Source organism: Pseudomonas sp. LBUM1664, assembly GCF_059695895.1.
Genome location: NZ_CP166791.1, coordinates 1133591 through 1148504 on the forward strand (window position 1 = coordinate 1133591; position 14914 = coordinate 1148504).

A 14914-nucleotide genomic window follows, 5' to 3' on the forward strand; every position below is an offset into this window, starting at 1 on the left:
GCAGCACCGACCCACCCATTACTGAGCGTTGTTGGAGGCTTCGGCGGCTTTGATCAGGTCAGCGCCGATATTACCTTCAAACTTCTTCCACACCGGTTTCATCTTGTCGCGCCATTCACCGCGTTCTTCAGGCGTGAGGGTGATGATCTCGGTGGTCTTGGCGTCGAGGATGCGCTGTTTATCGTGCTGGTTCAGTTGAGCGGCTTCTTTGTTCACATGAGCGGTGACTTCAACCAGGATCTTGTCCAGTTCGGTGCGGATGTCCGGAGACAGGCCGTTCCAGAACTTGGTATTGGTGATCAGCATGTAGTCGAGTACACCGTGGTTGGACTCGGTGATGTACTTCTGAACTTCATGCATTTTCTGGCTGTAGATGTTCGAGTAGGGGTTTTCTGCACCGTTGACCACACCGGTCTGCAAGCCTTGATACACCTCGGCAAAACTCATCTTGCGCGGGTTGGCATTCACTGCCTTGAACTGCTCCTCCAGCACCGCAGACGCCTGCACGCGGAACTTCAGGCCACGGGCATCCTTGGGTTCGCGCAGTGGTTTGTTCGCCGACAGTTGCTTCATACCGTTGTGCCAATAGGCCAGGCCGGTGATGTTCTTGCTTTCCATGGACTTGAGCAGCGACTGGCCTTCAGGACTTAACTGGAAGCGGTCTACGGCGGAGATGTCATCGAACAAAAACGGCAGGTCGAACAACTGTATGGAATTGGTGTATTGCTCGAACTTGGCCAGCGACGGCGCAATCATCTGCACGTCCCCCAACAGCAAGGCTTCCATCTCCTTGCCATCGCCAAACAACGAGGAGTTGGGATACACCTCGACCTTCACTTTGCCCGGAAGCCGTTCTTCCACGAGTTTCTTGAACAGCAGCGCGCCCTGGCCTTTAGGCGTTTGTTCGGCTACCACGTGGGAAAATTTGATGATGACCGGATCAGCCGCCATAGCTGTGCTTAACGCACTGAGGGCCAAGGTGCAGACGAGCGCTTTCCAAATGGGTTTGAACATTGCGGGGTTTCCTCTTGTTTTTAGTATTTTTCGTGCGGGCTCATTCAAAACACAGTGCACGGCGGAACAGTTGCAAGTCTAGGCAGAAAAACAGCGTGCCGGAGGGTTGCGGCGGTCAATATGGGGGAAACCCCCAGTATTGATAAACACCTCGAAAGGTACGTTAGAGCCTTCCACGGCCGGGGCGAAACCGTCGCGACCGGCACAGGGCGAAGGGTTTCAACCGGCCACCGCGACCTGAGTCAGGTAACCATAGACGTGCAGTAATGGCTACTGGCCCGCCGCCAATGTAATAAGTGTTTACAAAACCCTTGGAACCCCACAGATCCCTCGCCACAAATCCCCTACTGCTCCTGCATCTGCGCCATCCTCGCCCCGGGTTGCAAAGCAACCCAACACGGCCTTGTGATCTCCCCCCCGACTGAGCCAGAATCCCCCCGCCAGCCTCTACTGGCGACCGCAAGCCTGGAAGGCATTTCAACTCAATAAGGAACTACACGGATGATCGACTTCAACAACAAAGGCTTCTTCAAGCTCAAGCAAAACGATGAATACGCCGAACGCGTAACGGCTCTTTTGCTGGACGGTGAACAGGTCATCGATGCCTACAAATCCATGCGCGACGGCGTGGTCTTCACCAACAAACGCATCATCGCCGTGAACGTGCAAGGCATCACGGGCAGCAAAAAAGACTTCACATCCCTGCCCTACAAAAACATCGTGGCTTACTCGGTCGAAACTTCCGGCACGTTCGACCTGGACTCCGAACTGGAGATCTACTTCTCTGCCTTGGGCAAAGTGAAATTCGAATTCACTGGCAAGACAGGCATTGTCGAAATCTCCAAACTGATCTCCAAGCATCTGCTGGCCTAAACGCACGGCGAAAAAAAACAGACTCAACACAACTCCCCTAATGTGGGAGCGAGCCTGCTCGCGATAGCGTCAGCCCGTTCAACCACCGATGCTTGGATAGACCGCCTCATGAAAAAATGGCTCAAGAACTTAACCCTGACAGACGCCATTGCGTTATTCGCATTGCTCGTATCCGCCGCGTCCGCTGCGTCCGCCTATTGCAACTCCCAGCAACACAAAGACAGCGCAGACACCCGCAAGGCCCCGATCATCATCAGGATCAACGCTGAACCCAACAAATTGGCGTTCTAAGGGCATACGAAGGCATCCCAGGATGCGCTCTTCAAACAGCGCTACAACCTCCTCACCCACAGGCGTGATCGGCTGGCGCACCTGGGAGCGCTGCCGCCTGAACGTAACCGTCCGGCCAAGTCATCTACCCAGCCCCGCAAAGCCAAGACATGGTGTGCACTTAATTTAAGTGGGCACCAGTTCTAGCCTTTTAAGCGGGTATTTCATGCAGCCAACACGCCGTTCCTATTCCAAGTCCTTCAAAGCCCAAGTCATTCAAGAGTGTGCCCAGCACGGCGCTTCGATTGCCAGCATCGCACTCAGCCATAACCTCAACGCCAACCTTGTCCACAAATGTATTCGGCTGCAAGCGCACAAAAGCACAGCGCTGCAACCTGCATTTGTTCCGTTACCCGTGCCGCTAGCTGGGGCAAAACCCCACTCATCATCGAATATCTGCGTTGAAATACAGCACTCGCGCGGCACCGTAAAAGTGAACTGGCCCACTGAAAATGCTGCTGCCTGCGCGACCTTTCTTCGAGACCTTTTGCGATGATTCGCATCGACTCCATTTGGCTCGCCACCGAGCCGATGGACATGCGCGCAGGCACCGACACGGCGTTAGCCAAGGTGATTGCGGTGTTCGGTGCGGCGCAGCCGCACTGTGCTTATCTGTTCGCCAACCGCCGCGCCAATTGCATAAAAGTGCTGGTGCATGACGGCTTCGGAATATGGCTGGCGGCTCGCCGGTTAAACCAAGGCAAGTTTCACTGGCCAGGCATTCGCCACGGTTCTGAAATGGAACTGGATACCGAGCAACTTCAGGCATTGGTGCTGGGTCTGCCATGGCAGCGCGCAGGTTCTGGAGGCTCGATCACACTGCTTTAACGGCTGCCATTAGCCTATCGGTCTATCACCGCGAAGCGCCTGCTCTGGCAAAATCCGGCGCATGACTTCTTCGCCCAATCTCGACCAAATGTCCCCCGACCAACTGCGTGCTTTGGCAAAGCAGTTGCTGTCGCAAGTCGACACGATGGGCAAGAAAATCAACCATGATCAAACAGTCATCGAGAAACTAACCTTCGAGATCGCACAGATCAAACGTTTGAAGTTTGCCAAGCGCAGCGAGCAGATGAATCCTGAGCAGGCCAGTTTGCTCGATGACCTGATCGATATCGATATCGCAGCGATTGAAGCAGAGCTTCAGGCCTTGCAAACAGTGCTAGCGGCGACCGAGAAAAAGCAGAAGCCCAAGCGCACTGCATTACCGGCTGAGTTTCCACGCACACTGATCCATCACGAACCTGACAACACTCACTGCCCATACGGCTGCGCCCTCAAGAGCATCGGCGAGGACGTCAGCGAGAAGCTGGACTACACGCCCGGCGTATTTACCGTCGAACGCCATGTGCGTGGCAAATGGGTCTGCGATGACTGCGAAACGCTCATCCAGGCACCGGTTCCGGCGCAGGTCATCGACAAGGGCATCCCAACCGCCGGGATACTGGCCCACGTCATGATCGCCAAGTTTGCTGACCATCTGCCGCTTTACCGTCAGGAATCGATCTTTGGTCGAGCGGGTCTGGCGATTCCACGCTCAACCTTGGCTCAATGGGTTGGCGTGACTGGGGTTCAGTTGCAGCCGCTGGTCGATGCGTTGCGCGACGTGGTACTCGGGCAACAAGTCATCCACGCCGATGAAACACCGGTGCAAATGCTCAAGCCGGGAACAAAGAAAACCCACCGTTCCTATGTTTGGGCCTACGCCACCAGCCAGTTCTCGGATGTGGCAGCGGTGGTTTACGACTTCAGCCCCAGCCGCGCCGGAGAGCATGCTCGCAATTTCCTGCAAGAATGGAAAGGCAAGTTGGTCTGCGATGATTTTAGCGGTTACAAAGCCAGCTTCGAACTCGGCGTGACCGAGATCGGCTGCATGGCCCATGCTCGGCGCAAATTCTTCGAGCTGCACGCCACGAATAAAAGCACGCTTGCTGAGCAAGCCCTGCGCTATATCCAATTGTTGTACGAAATCGAGAGCGAAGTCCGCGATCTGGAGCCGGATTTACGGCGCCGAATACGGCAAGAAAAAGCCGTCCCGGTAATGGACATGCTACATGCCTGGATGAGCGCCCAGCGCGATCTGGTGCCCGAAGGCTTAGCCATCAGCAAAGCACTCGATTACAGCCTGAAACGCTGGGCAGCGCTGTCGCGTTACCTCGATGACGGAGCCGTACCCATAGACAACAACTGGGCAGAGAACCAGATCCGACCATGGGCTCTTGGACGCAAGAACTGGCTCTTTGCAGGATCACTGCGCAGCGGAAAACGGGCAGCGGCGATCATGAGTTTGATCCAGTCGGCGCGACTCAACGGGCATGATCCGTATGCTTATTTGAAGGACGTCCTCACGCGCCTGCCGACGCAGCGGGCGAGTGAAATTTCCGAGTTGCTACCGCATAGGTGGCAACCGGTAGTCGAATCGGTCGCGTTTCGATCAGGGAACTCGTGCGTCTAATCTATCGCTTCTAACAGTTCAATCCTGAGCCACTCTATCAGAGAGTTGGTTTCTCTTCGCTCGGTAATAACAGGGCGTTTAAAAACAGATATCGCTTGCGGTAAAAACACGCTTTCAGCGCAAGGCTTTCTCAAGTCTCCGCTTTCAACCAGTCTCCCGGCAGTTCGAGCCCAGCCGACGGCGATACCATGTCCTTCCACTGCGGCTTGAAGCATCATCGGGTAACTGTCGAAATAACGATTTTTGGTGCGGCCATCCAGAGCGATGCCGAACTCGGCTAGCCAACTGTCCCACTCCATCAAATGAGGAGGCGTAGCCCGGTGGTGCAAGAGCGTGTGATGTACCAAATCTGTGACTTTCAACGCTTCCTCTTGTTTATTGAGATAATCGGGACTGCACACGGGGAACACTTTGTCAGAGGCCGTGAATAACAGGTGATTTAATCCGCTTGCTCGACCCGTGCTCTGTAGAGCAACGTCGAAATGACCACCGAACTCCGTCAACGGTTGGGTAGTGGTAACGACTTGAATCTCGATATCCGGATGGCGTTGGTGGAAGCGAGAAAGGCGCGGCATCAGCCAGTAGAACGCTTCACAAAGCTGTGAGAGCAATACAACCTGATGCCTGCGGGCACCGCCTCGCAAGCTCTCAGCGACTGAGCTTATTTGGTTTAACGCGGCATTCACGACAAGCCCAAGCTGCCGTCCTTCTGGCGTTAAAAAGACCGCACGATTGCGCCTGTCGAAGAGTGCTACACCAAGATCCTCCTCCAGCCCACGAATCTGTCGGCTTACTGCTGCTTGAGTGATATGGAGTTCGTCAGCAGCTCGTGAAAAGCTTTCCAGGCGGGCGGCCGCTTCAAAAGGCAACAAGCTAGCGAGTGGAGGAAGTGACTTGCCGAGTAAATTCATAACCATGGATTATGCATTGAGGGCTGAGAACTCGTTTGTAGCATACATCCGGAAACGTTCAAACTTGCGATTACCAGCCTTGGAGTCGCCTATGAACACATCAGCTCATCCTTTTGCCCTCGGCGTATTTTTTGCGGTATTTGCAACATTATGCTGGGGTTCGAATTTTATAGTTCCGTATGTCACTGGGAACTACAGCATATTTGACTTTCTGGCAGTTAAATTCATGATCGTTGGAGTAATCGGTGTCGTTTGGATGATCGTCGACCGCACTAATGTTCGAGAGTTGACACTTTCTATGCGGACGGTGGCGCTGACGCTGGGAGCCATAGGTTATCTAGGGTACAGCGTCTGCATTGCATGCGGTGTTAAGATCAGCGGCCCCGTGCTGACGCCAGCATTCATCGCGGTGGTGCCAGTGATGCTGGCTCTGCTTGGAAATGCGCAAAACAAGATGTTGGCGTGGCGAAAACTGGCATTGCCTTTATCCATGCTGGTGTTCGGCCTGCTGCTCATCAATATTATGGCTAACGATACCCCACTCGCCTCGCAAGGGGCCGCCGTGTTCGGGGTGTTTTTTTCTGTTTGTGCCGTGGCGTTTTGGTTAGCGTTCAGTGTGCTGAACCAAAAAGGCCTGAGCAAAATCCCAGCACATTCAACAAGCGCGTGGACAGGACTCATGATGGTCGGGAGCGCGCTGGGTATGCTTCTGGTGATGCCCTTGGGGTATGCATTTAACCTTTTTGAAATGCCCTCTCAAGGCGCCAGCTTTGCCAACGCTGGAGGCCTTTATGTGTGGGCATTTCTAATTGCAATTTTGTCGTCCGTATTGGGGGCGTGGGCGTGGAACAAAGCGTCTCGGTATTTACCCATGGTACTTTCGGGGCAACTAATTGCTCTCGAATCCCTTTTCGCGACCCTATTCGGATTGCTTTTTGAGCAACGTTTGCCAACGCTGTATGAAACCTTAGGTATTACGGCGGTGTTAGCAGGCGCAATGCTGGCCATCCGAATGCTCTTCGCCTCTCACGAGATGGGGCAAGATAAGCTATCGGCGTCTTAAGCCAACCACGGGCATACAACCCAAATGTGTTAGACGTCCAATTGGTGGGCGCTAGCGCTCCCAATACCTATCCTGGTTGTATTTGGCGGGCGTTACCTTGGTTATGCGGGGCTGAGTAGATGGCTTGGCCGGACGGATACGCCTGAACCACCGTTTTAAAATTGAACCCTGAGCACGCGGGAAAACATCCACTGTGGGCTAAGCGTAATAAAGACCGAATAGTTGATCAGCACGGTCCTTCCCTTGTTTTGCAACACCCAGTCCGGGTCAAGAATGAACAGGTTGGGCTTACCGGCCGTGACTGTGGTGTTGTAATAATTACGGGTCAGACGGCTGCCGTTTCATCGCCGGATTGCAGGGCAGTCCCCGTGAGTGCTTGGCTAAACGTCTGTTGTGAAAGGAACAGGAAGCCCAGCAGGATTATCAGTTGTCCCGATTTTTTAAGGGTGAGGCTGTTCATGTTCACCGCCTGGAAGAGTCCGGCCGTCTCAGCGGTATTCAAGGCTTTTGGCGTGTGACTGGCTACTGTCAAAGCTGACAGTTTTCACGGATAAAACGGACCGCTCATCGTTTTCTGAGCATAAAAAAGTTCGGGTTGATCAAGACCTTTTCAAGGTTATTTCCCCGGCCACTTCTGCCAGTCCACGGCGACACGGAAGGTCCCACGTCGAATAAATAAGCCATCAATGGGCGCAAACATTTTTGCGTAATCCAGGTCTTTTTTGGCCTCGCTGTTGAAGGCTCTCTCCGCTTCTATGAGCCGACTATCATCTGGCGCCTTTTTCAACATGTAGGCCGTGTCAATAACCCCATGTGCGCGCTTGTTGAATCGATCCCGAATGCACCACGCCAGCAAACGATAAGCGCAGTCGCCTGGCGACTCAAGCAGGTGTCCAGACAAATTACTGGGGCCTCTGAAATCTCCGGCTTTTGCCAGAAACGCAACGGTTTTTGCGTTAGAGGGTTCACCATCGCGGTCGAATAAATATTCCCAGAGGTATCGTTTATAGCCGTTATCGGTGCTGAACGTTTCAGGGCTTAAAGAGCGCTCACCATGGGAGAGTAGCTTGCCTCTGCTTATCCAGATTTTCACATCTTTATAGACGTCCCCAGCGTTAATGCCCTGCAACGCGTTGCCCACCAGATACCACTGGATCCTATGAGTAAACTCGCCATGCTGAGGGCCGGCGCCCAAGTCTTTAAAGGGGCGACCACTCTCCAATTGCTTGTTGAAATCGGATTTTGGATTGCCAATCAGAATATCCGCAGGTCGACGAGCTCCCAGCCCCCACGCATGATCGACATCAAAGCCATTATCTTTCTCCCAGCGGCCCAAAACATCGGTAAGCAGCTTACTGAACAGCTCTTTAGCGAACTTGAATAATGGCGAGGTTCCCACCGAATCCAACGCTTTTCCAAATCGGTTTTGCCTCACGCCGGCTAAAGTCCCGAGCAGCTCTAGCAACGTGTCTTGAGTGATCGTACCCCCCACTTCCTTGGCGATCCGACCACCAATATCAGCCAGCCGATGGTCGAGGATGATCTGCATTTCGTCATTCAGCTTCTTCAGCTCGCCCTCGCAGTTATCGGCTGAAGATAAATAAGCGCCTATTCGACAGTAAGTGCCGAAGTGCTGACTGGCGGCAAACTTATCGGAAAACAGAGTCTTAAGCTCTGCTTTGACCTCCTCGATATTCTGGCCCATGAGCAATCTCCTGAGGCGGGTAGCCTTCCATAGGTGACAGCTTAGTAGCGCCGATCGAGATTGCCATGGGCGGTCTGTATACCGAGCCTTAAATCCAGCGCCGGAACAGCACGCTGGCGTTGACCCCGCCGAAACCAAAGCCATTGGACAGGGCATATTCCATGGGCAGGTGCTGGGCCTGACCGCGAATCAGGTTAAGGCCTTGCGCGGCGGTGTCCGGGTTTTCCAGATTGAGTGTGGCCGGGGCCACCTGATCACGCAGCGCAAGTACGGTGAAAATCGCCTCGATCCCCCCCGCAGCACCCAGCAGGTGGCCAGTGGCGGATTTGGTCGAGCTGATCGCAAGGCCGCTGTCTGTGCCGAACAGGGCTTTGATTGCCGCCAGCTCGCCTTTATCACCCACCGGGGTCGAGGTGGCATGGGCATTCAGGTGCTGAACCTGGGATGCCTCCACGCCGGCTTGGCGCAGCGCTTGCTGCATGGCTCGGCGGGCGCCGTCGCCATCTTCTGGCCCGGCGGTCATGTGGTACGCGTCGGCGCTGGTGCCATAACCCACCAGTTCAGCGATCGGCTTGGCGCCTCGCGCCAGGGCATGTTGCAACTCTTCGATGACCAGCAGGCCAGCGCCTTCGCCCATGACAAAACCATCACGGGCCTGATCGAAGGGGCGCGAGGCGCGCTCCGGGGTGTCGTTGTAATCGCTCGACAAAGCGCGTGCGGCAGCGAAGCCCGCCAGGCTGACCCGGTGAATGGCCGCTTCCGCCCCACCACAGACTGCTACGTCAATTTCCCCGGCGCGAATCATCCGCGCAGCGTCGCCGATGGCTTGGACGCCCGCTGCACACGCTGTCACTGGAGCCCCCAGCGGCCCCTTGAGACCATGGTTGATTGAGACATGACCGGCGGCCATATTGCTGAGAAATGACGGAATGGTGAAGGGTGACAAGCGTCGCGGTCCTTTGCTGTCAGTGGTCCGCACGGCTTCGGCAATCGCCGGAAATCCGCCCACGCCCGAAGCGATGATGGTGGCGGTGCGCTCCTGCGCCTCTGGGGTTTGCGGCGCCCAGCCGGCCTGAGTCAACGCTTCATGGGCCGCTGCCAGGGCGAACAGAATGAAGCGGTCCATCTTGCGCTGTTCCTTTGGGGCCAGCAGTAGATCCGGATCGAAGCCGGCCTCAGGATCTTGGGTGCGGTCGAGGACCTGGCCACCGATGCTGATCGACAGATCGCCGATCAGCTCTTGCGGCAAGCGGCGGATCCCCGACTGCCCGGCCAGAAGGCGCTGCCATATCTGCTCAACTCCGCAGCCAAGTGGGGTCAATGCGCCCATGCCTGTGACGACGATACGTTTGTTCATGACGGTCTGGCTCCTTATGCTAATGAGGGTATAGCGACATATGGACGTTACTATCATTATGAAAGTAACATGCCCAGGCCAACAAATGTTTGCCCCCCCGTAAGGAACTGCCATGCAGCGCAAGACCCTCCTTCATACCGAATGCCCAATCGCCCGCAGCCTGGAAAGGGTTGGCGAGTGGTGGAGCATTTTGATCATGCGCGATGCCTTGCACGGCCTGAGACGTTTTGAGGAATTTTCCCGCAGCCTGGATATCGCCCCGAACATGCTTACCAGACGCTTGAACTCGCTGGTGGAGGCGGGGCTGCTCGAGCGTCAGCCTTACAGTCAGCGCCCGCTGCGCTACCAATACGTGCCGACTGCCAAGGGTGAAGATTTCCGCGTGGTGCTCCTGGCTTTTGTGGCCTGGGGCAATCGCCATTACGCGCCAGAAGGGGAAAGCGTGCAGATCGTCGAGCGGGAGAGTGGCCGGCCGGTGCAGCCAGCGATGGCGGATATCGCCGATGGCCATCTAGTACCCTTGGACCAGTGCAGCGTACAGGCCGGACCAGCCGCCAGTGCGGGCATGCGTCAGCGACTGGGGGCAATGGTTGATCCGGATTGAGCTTTGAGAAATGACTTCAAATCGAGCGCCAGTCGTTCAGGAAACGTGGTCATTCCTTCGGTAAGACCGACAGAAAGCAAGATCACATCTCTGAAGTGCTTATTGATATCGCGACGGTCCACTTGTATGCCGTTCTAGATCTGCGCCTTCTTGTTAAGCTAGGCGTGGGCTTTGAGCGGAACGAGCCGGTCAGCGCGAATGTGACTGATCGCATGGGTATGATCGACGCCGCCCAGAAGAAACTTGTAATACTCATCATCGAGGATGATCGCAGACAGGCTTGCGGCTTGCTCTTCTACGGGAATCTCAGTCATGCGGGCCGCTTATTCGTGCTCCAGTCCATCTGGGATACGAGAAAAAAGCTCGATCTGAACGGGAAAGGATTTGTCTTCAGGATTCTGGAAACGATAGAAGACAGGGGAGTCCCCTTCGCTGTCGCCATTTTGGCGAATGGCATATCTGCCGTACTTGATGAACGTCCAGAACTGCCCTACGAACTCACGATTGAGGGCCTCAACGACCAGTACAACATCCAGATCCTTGGTGGCTCGAAATGTCTCGCCCAGCGCCTCCATGGTCATCGAGGCTGCTACCCCGCCAATCAGAACGTAACGGCCCTGGTAGTCTTTGAAATACTCTCGAAACCGATCGATACCCACTACCATTTCACACTTTCCATCATTTCATCCAAACACATTTGCACACGGTCATCATGGTCATCCTTGAGACTTAGATAGAGAGAAAATGGATCTACAGTTCCATTGGCAATGTTGCTGTGCAGGGGCTCATAACTCCAAAACTGGATGCCGTAGGCGGCATGGTTTTGCGGCACTTCAAGATAGGGTGATGTGCTCTGGAGTTTCGATTTGGCCGTTTTTGAAATTGAGCCCCAAGTGCCGAACTCTCCTCCATAGGCCTCATTCATTTTTCCGCGATGATCAGACGCGAGCTCTCGAATGTGGTCGAACTGCGCAGTCGTCATTGCGAAACAAGGAACCTTGGGGCTGGCAAGAAGGCTCATCTCTGCCAGGGCGCTTCCCCCGCCAACAGCATGGGGGTGTCAAACGCCTCAGGAACTGCATTGAGCCAAAGCGTTTTTTTGACCGGCGTGCGCATGGACTCTTTCGCCATTTCCCAAGTTTCCTTGGGGGGCAAGTTGAAAAAGATCGCCGCTTCGCCCATTTCCTTCCCAGGCTGAACAATGTCCAAGTCAGTCAGTTCTTTGATGGCTCTGGTGATGGTCATTTTCGCGTAGGTGAAGGATTTCTCGAAGGTCGAACGGGTGGTCAGAAGCTGGTGTTGCCATCTTTTGATCAAGAATTGAATCAGCATGGCCTGGGTGGCAGGGCTCAGAACCTGAGGTTTTTCCAGGCGCTGCCTGTAGTACTCACGCAAATCCATTCCAAACGCAGGAAGAAAAAGCTGGTTTCCCGGCACGATGAATTGGACGCCTGCAGGTTGTGGATGGCCTGCATATGCTTGGCGACATCCGCAACACTGGCTTCGCGCTGTGGACGTTCCTTAAGGATGAGGCACTCGACCCTGAAGATTTCCGTGACGAAAAATTCGTATCGCTCACGCAACGCATACGGAAGGATTTTGACGTTGTCCCAGGGTTTCAAGCGTCGTTGGTAGCAGTCATGGTCATTCTTCCATATCACGATTTCAGCACGGTATCAGAGGTTATGATAGCGTTCAAAATTCTTGATATTGCTCCGTGAACATTGGTGATGCGGATTTCCCAGAGGCGGGAACCAATAACTCAGCCAGACACAACCTGTGGCAAGGGAGCTTGCTCGCGCTGGGCTGCGAAGCGGCCCCAATACCAAGCGTGCTGTTGTACGCGGTTGAGGTTGATGGGAGTTCACTACGCGACGTCAATGTTGCAGGTGAGCTGGAATATGTGGTCGTTATCGTAAAACTGCCTACCGGCTAGTACCTCAATAGCTGCTGCCTGGCTGGGGCTCAGGTCATAACCCTCATCGCCACGCTGGAGCATCGGCCACCCCATGATCTGCGCCAGCTGTGAATCGCAACCTTCAGGCAGCTCAACCTCAAAAGCCAAAAACTCGGTTTCTTTGTCGAAAGCTTCAATGATGTACTTCAAGGTTCTACCTCGCGGGTATCGTCCGCATCTTTGGTCTGTTCACCTGTTTCGGGATCGAACTCCCCTAGGTGTTTTCCACGTTTGTTGTACTTTTCAACTGCCCCGTGCAGGCTGTCCCATTCGAAAATAGTCCCGTCCTTTGTTTTCCATCGCTTCCGTAAGCCTCCTCCTCCTTTTATCGGGGTTTTACGAGGGGCAATCTTGGCATCAGGAAATGCAATAAGCCCTTTCGGCGGGGGATAGTATTTATGGTCACCCGGAGCGGGTTTCGAAAACACCACATAAAGCGACTTCAGCCCCGTATCCGCCGGAAACACCAAAATACAGTCGTCAGCCGTGATGTCCTCACCCGGCAACCCATCAATCTGGCTGTCGACATCCTTCGCTATCGGATGCACGAGGATGGTACCCAGCCGCTCGCCAATATCGCCGGGATAAATCAGCGGCGGAATCGATCCAAGCGGCCCATGCTGAGGCGTCCACAAAATGGTGACGCCATTGAGCTCAGCCTCCATCGCGGTTTTATCGGCGTTCCACGTAACCTGTACCGTGCGCACCGAGTCGTCGCCCGACGCGCCGCTATGAATGCCGTAGACCTGAAGCACGCCCTCGGCATCACGGCGAAACTGAAAGCGCACCCGTGTCGGTGCGTGGCTCATGCGGCGCAACTGGTCATCAGTGTGAAGGGTGCCGTCGGCCATTTTGGCGGGTAGCATCCCCAGGATGAAAACGCTGGCCGGGCCGCCCGTGCCGCGTATTACCCAATTGAAGCGCTGCTGCAGAATGCCGCCGCCGGCCATGCGCCCCAATGCCAAATCGGCGCCGAGCGCCGTCGCAATAGCGGTGCTGGCCGATGGAAAAAGCATAGCGCCCGCCACCATCACCCGACCGAAGTTCGAAGCAGGCTCGGTGGTCGTACCGGCGTCCGTTCGGCACCAGTTTTCAGCGATGCAGGATTTGGCAAACACCAGGTCATCGCGGGGCTTGGATAATGGCCAGTGATCCTGGGCGATGCGGACCGGTTCAGGCGCCGGCGTCGGGCGGGGCATCAAGCCGCCGCTTGAACTGGCGGGGCGTTGCTTCACCAATAACAAGTCGCCCCTTCTAACGGCCTCGACAATTTCGCTGTCACTGGTGATTCGCGACCGGCTTCCAATCTGATCCAGCCCGTCGATGGTGTGCCGACCGCGCATCAACGCATCATTCACCATTCGGGCAGCAGTAAGAGGAGATTCGGTCTGTTCGAGGCCCTTGTTTGCACTCCTTATCAAGCGCATTGCGATCCTTTGCGGTTAAGTCAGGCGGGCTATTCTGGTGAGAGGTACTACGGCCAGCAACGAAAGGACTTTTGCGGCATATGTCCGGATTGTTGGCTGGATGTTGGAAGGGGGGGAGGGCTGGTGCAGCTTCAAAACCGCAATAAACCGGTGCTACTACTGCCCACCGAAATCGGCCGACTGAACCTAATGAATGCCATGCTCCATGCCGGATGGTTGCTGAGGCACACTGCTTGAAAAGATTTTATCTGCCCTTTCCATCCAATTAAGAAAAGCCTCTTCGATACGATTGCATTCTGGCTGATCTAAGTACATGTGAAATATCCCGTGGGCGAGATATTCACTGAGGCCAATCAGCTTTTCGGTTTCTGTGTAGGTGGGGTTTTTTTGGCCAGGAGGATAGTTGATCGTCGTATGGGCGTTGGTCGCGAACATCGGTTGCTTGCTCGTAATATTCCAACCTGTTTTTAAATCAGCAAGAAAAACTTTAACTGACGCACAGAAATCAGATGTGTGTAGCGCTAAAACAGCGTCCTTGTGCTCAAAGGGCGATATTTTTTCCAGTTGCTCTACGAATGCCTCAAGCTGTCGGAGTTGTACCCGGATATCGGACGCCTTGAAACCCAGAGAGATCCACTTTTTGCCAGCTTTGATTTTTAGGTCCGGTTCTCCGTTGCGTGGACCAATATCCTTCCCTGTAAGGCTTTTGTCATAGGCATTTTCACGTACGTAGCTAAAACACATAAACGCACGAAGCACTATTTGGTATATCGCCCTGGTCGTCTCTGTTTTTTCTTCGGCGACTCTTTGAGTTTCACGGCTGTGATCGTCAGCTGCTTTTTGGGTTTCACGTTTGTGATCTTCAGCTCTTTCTTGTCTGCTTCTCTCTTCGGAGCTTCTGCTTTCATGCCTGGAAACCAGGATGGCAACCACTATCGCGTAGATGCTACCAATGCCTTGAAGCCACGCAGGAAAATTGTTGCTATCCCAAATAAGTGTCGCAGACATAATGATTACAAAGGAGGCGGTGATGGTGCCATACATGAATGTCTGAGGGGGTGTATTTGTATTTTCATCTGCTTTGTTTAAGAATTTTGTGATGGCAAGGATGAAAAGACAGAATAAAGTTACTATAGAAAATATAGACAGCTTCTCAATAGCGCCAGAGTCGAGAGCGTTCATGGTTTTATCTTTGGTGTGATTTCGTTTTCACGGAAG

At 54.4% G+C, this 14914-nt stretch carries 20 protein-coding genes; 8 read left to right on the forward strand and 12 right to left on the reverse strand.

The window, feature by feature from the left end:
- Positions 1–18: 18 nt before the first annotated feature.
- Positions 19–1014, reverse strand: coding sequence for a C4-dicarboxylate TRAP substrate-binding protein DctP (gene dctP / locus ACA047_RS05315; RefSeq protein WP_497357311.1), 996 nt, complete (start codon positions 1012–1014; stop codon positions 19–21).
- Between the two features lie 501 nt (positions 1015–1515).
- On the opposite strand from dctP, the gene ACA047_RS05320 reads away from it, so the two are divergent.
- The 5 genes from ACA047_RS05320 (at position 1516) to tnpC (ending at position 4672) form a co-directional block, all read left to right on the forward strand.
- The gene (locus ACA047_RS05320; protein ID WP_497357313.1) at positions 1516–1887 is read left to right on the forward strand and encodes a PH domain-containing protein; all 372 of its coding nucleotides are present in this window, start codon (positions 1516–1518) and stop codon (positions 1885–1887) included.
- A 108-nt stretch (positions 1888–1995) separates the two neighbouring features.
- Positions 1996–2178: a hypothetical protein gene (locus ACA047_RS05325; protein WP_497357315.1), complete on the forward strand. Its 183-nt coding sequence runs from the start codon at positions 1996–1998 to the stop codon at positions 2176–2178.
- A 205-nt stretch (positions 2179–2383) separates the two neighbouring features.
- Complete coding sequence (gene tnpA, locus ACA047_RS05330; RefSeq protein ID WP_497357317.1) at positions 2384–2713, forward strand: IS66-like element accessory protein TnpA; 330 nt, start codon at positions 2384–2386, stop codon at positions 2711–2713.
- Positions 2710–3045 (forward strand): IS66 family insertion sequence element accessory protein TnpB, encoded by a 336-nt coding sequence (gene tnpB / locus ACA047_RS05335; RefSeq protein ID WP_497357319.1) that lies wholly within the window; start codon positions 2710–2712, stop codon positions 3043–3045. Before tnpA ends, tnpB begins: the two co-directional genes overlap by 4 nt.
- Before the next feature lie 61 nt (positions 3046–3106).
- Positions 3107–4672, forward strand: a complete 1566-nt coding sequence (gene tnpC / locus ACA047_RS05340) for an IS66 family transposase (RefSeq protein WP_497357321.1) — start codon at positions 3107–3109, stop codon at positions 4670–4672.
- On the opposite strand, the gene ACA047_RS05345 is transcribed toward tnpC, so the two are convergent.
- Positions 4669–5583 (reverse strand): LysR substrate-binding domain-containing protein, encoded by a 915-nt coding sequence (locus ACA047_RS05345; protein ID WP_497357323.1) that lies wholly within the window; start codon positions 5581–5583, stop codon positions 4669–4671. The genes tnpC and ACA047_RS05345 overlap by 4 nt on opposite strands.
- A gap of 91 nt (positions 5584–5674) precedes the next feature.
- Between ACA047_RS05345 and ACA047_RS05350 the strand changes: the two genes are divergently transcribed.
- The gene (locus ACA047_RS05350) at positions 5675–6646 is read left to right on the forward strand and encodes a DMT family transporter (protein WP_497357325.1); all 972 of its coding nucleotides are present in this window, start codon (positions 5675–5677) and stop codon (positions 6644–6646) included.
- A 325-nt stretch (positions 6647–6971) separates the two neighbouring features.
- On the opposite strand, the gene ACA047_RS05355 is transcribed toward ACA047_RS05350, so the two are convergent.
- From ACA047_RS05355 to fabF, 3 genes are all read right to left on the reverse strand, one after another.
- Complete coding sequence (locus tag ACA047_RS05355; RefSeq protein ID WP_497357327.1) at positions 6972–7106, reverse strand: hypothetical protein; 135 nt, start codon at positions 7104–7106, stop codon at positions 6972–6974.
- 156 nt (positions 7107–7262) lie between these two features.
- Positions 7263–8351 (reverse strand): LirA/MavJ family T4SS effector, encoded by a 1089-nt coding sequence (locus ACA047_RS05360; RefSeq protein ID WP_497357329.1) that lies wholly within the window; start codon positions 8349–8351, stop codon positions 7263–7265.
- Positions 8352–8439: 88 nt separating this feature from the next.
- Positions 8440–9708: a beta-ketoacyl-ACP synthase II gene (fabF, locus tag ACA047_RS05365; protein WP_497357331.1), complete on the reverse strand. Its 1269-nt coding sequence runs from the start codon at positions 9706–9708 to the stop codon at positions 8440–8442.
- 112 nt (positions 9709–9820) lie between these two features.
- On the opposite strand from fabF, the gene ACA047_RS05370 reads away from it, so the two are divergent.
- Positions 9821–10312, forward strand: a complete 492-nt coding sequence (locus ACA047_RS05370) for a winged helix-turn-helix transcriptional regulator (RefSeq protein WP_497357333.1) — start codon at positions 9821–9823, stop codon at positions 10310–10312.
- A 158-nt stretch (positions 10313–10470) separates the two neighbouring features.
- Here ACA047_RS05370 and ACA047_RS05375 read toward each other — a convergent pair whose 3' ends face one another.
- The 4 genes from ACA047_RS05375 to ACA047_RS05390 are packed head-to-tail and all read right to left on the reverse strand — an operon-like array spanning position 10471 to position 11707.
- Positions 10471–10626 carry a hypothetical protein gene (locus ACA047_RS05375; RefSeq protein ID WP_497357335.1) on the reverse strand — a complete coding sequence of 52 codons (156 nt, stop codon included), beginning with the start codon at positions 10624–10626 and terminating at the stop codon, positions 10471–10473.
- A 9-nt stretch (positions 10627–10635) separates the two neighbouring features.
- Complete coding sequence (locus tag ACA047_RS05380) at positions 10636–10977, reverse strand: hypothetical protein (RefSeq protein WP_497357337.1); 342 nt, start codon at positions 10975–10977, stop codon at positions 10636–10638.
- The gene (locus tag ACA047_RS05385; protein WP_497357339.1) at positions 10971–11333 is read right to left on the reverse strand and encodes a hypothetical protein; all 363 of its coding nucleotides are present in this window, start codon (positions 11331–11333) and stop codon (positions 10971–10973) included. The genes ACA047_RS05380 and ACA047_RS05385 overlap by 7 nt, the downstream gene beginning before the upstream one ends.
- The gene (locus ACA047_RS05390) at positions 11330–11707 is read right to left on the reverse strand and encodes a hypothetical protein (RefSeq protein WP_497357341.1); all 378 of its coding nucleotides are present in this window, start codon (positions 11705–11707) and stop codon (positions 11330–11332) included. Before ACA047_RS05390 ends, ACA047_RS05385 begins: the two co-directional genes overlap by 4 nt.
- An 80-nt stretch (positions 11708–11787) precedes the next feature.
- Between ACA047_RS05390 and ACA047_RS05395 the strand changes: the two genes are divergently transcribed.
- Positions 11788–12033 carry a hypothetical protein gene (locus ACA047_RS05395; protein WP_497357343.1) on the forward strand — a complete coding sequence of 82 codons (246 nt, stop codon included), beginning with the start codon at positions 11788–11790 and terminating at the stop codon, positions 12031–12033.
- 146 nt (positions 12034–12179) lie between these two features.
- Here the strand turns inward: ACA047_RS05395 and ACA047_RS05400 are convergent, their stop codons facing one another.
- From ACA047_RS05400 to ACA047_RS05410, 3 genes are all read right to left on the reverse strand, one after another.
- A complete protein-coding gene (locus tag ACA047_RS05400) occupies positions 12180–12419 on the reverse strand; it encodes a DUF7683 domain-containing protein (RefSeq protein ID WP_497357345.1) in 240 nt (79 codons plus the stop codon).
- The gene (locus ACA047_RS05405) at positions 12416–13468 is read right to left on the reverse strand and encodes a colicin E3/pyocin S6 family cytotoxin (protein ID WP_497360230.1); all 1053 of its coding nucleotides are present in this window, start codon (positions 13466–13468) and stop codon (positions 12416–12418) included. Before ACA047_RS05405 ends, ACA047_RS05400 begins: the two co-directional genes overlap by 4 nt.
- A gap of 414 nt (positions 13469–13882) precedes the next feature.
- Complete coding sequence (locus ACA047_RS05410) at positions 13883–14878, reverse strand: hypothetical protein (protein ID WP_497357347.1); 996 nt, start codon at positions 14876–14878, stop codon at positions 13883–13885.
- Positions 14879–14914 lie beyond the last annotated feature (36 nt).